We start from the raw sequence: 680 nt of genomic DNA on the forward strand, positions 1-680 counted from the left end.
CCGGGAGCGGGGGGAGGTCGCGCGGGGCGAGGGCCTCGGCGGCCCGTACGCCGGGCAGGGCTTCCGGTTCCTTCTCCCGGGCGGCGCGGGCGGCCCGGGCCGCGCTCAGCCGGGACAGGGCGTCGATCACCTCGCGCTCGCCGCGCCCGCGCAGCAGGAGCAGCACGAACGGGTCGGCGTCGAGCAGCCGGGCGGTCTGGTAGCAGAGGGCGGCGGCGTGCTTGCAGGGGTGGCCGGAGTCGGGGCAGCTGCAGTGCGGGTCGAGGTCGCCGGGGCCGGGCAGCAGCGGGGCTCCGCAGTCGGCGAGGGACGGGGGCATCTCCTTGTCCAGCAGGGCCGCGATGTGGCCGGGCCGGTCGGCGGCGGCGTCCAGGAACCGCTCCCATTCGGCGTCCCGGAACGTCCGCAGCCGCACCTGTACCCGGTACGGTCGCGGCCGGCTGCCCCGTACGTACGCGAGGACGAGCCCCGGGGTGACGGTGATCGCGTCGACGTGGCCCTGTTCGGCGTATCCGCGCCCGCGCGCCAGCCGTGCGGCGTCGAGCGCGCCCTCCTCGAGCGCGGTGACCCACGCGTTGCCCCACCAGGTCCGGGCGAAGCCCTCGCCGTCCGGGGTGCGGGGCGGGAAGGCGGGGAAGGTGCGGCGCAGGTCGCCGTCGCGCTCGGGGGCGGCCATGGAG

1 protein-coding gene is annotated in these 680 nt (G+C 78.1%); it reads right to left on the minus strand.

Annotated elements, in window-relative coordinates; genetic code table 11:
* Window positions 1-680 (minus strand): SWIM zinc finger family protein (locus tag B7L92_RS38460; RefSeq protein WP_255311364.1); only part of this gene is annotated, 680 nt, incomplete at both ends.

Origin of the sequence: Streptomyces viridosporus (assembly GCF_002078235.1) — a bacterium.
Taxonomy (GTDB): domain Bacteria; phylum Actinomycetota; class Actinomycetes; order Streptomycetales; family Streptomycetaceae; genus Streptomyces; species Streptomyces viridosporus.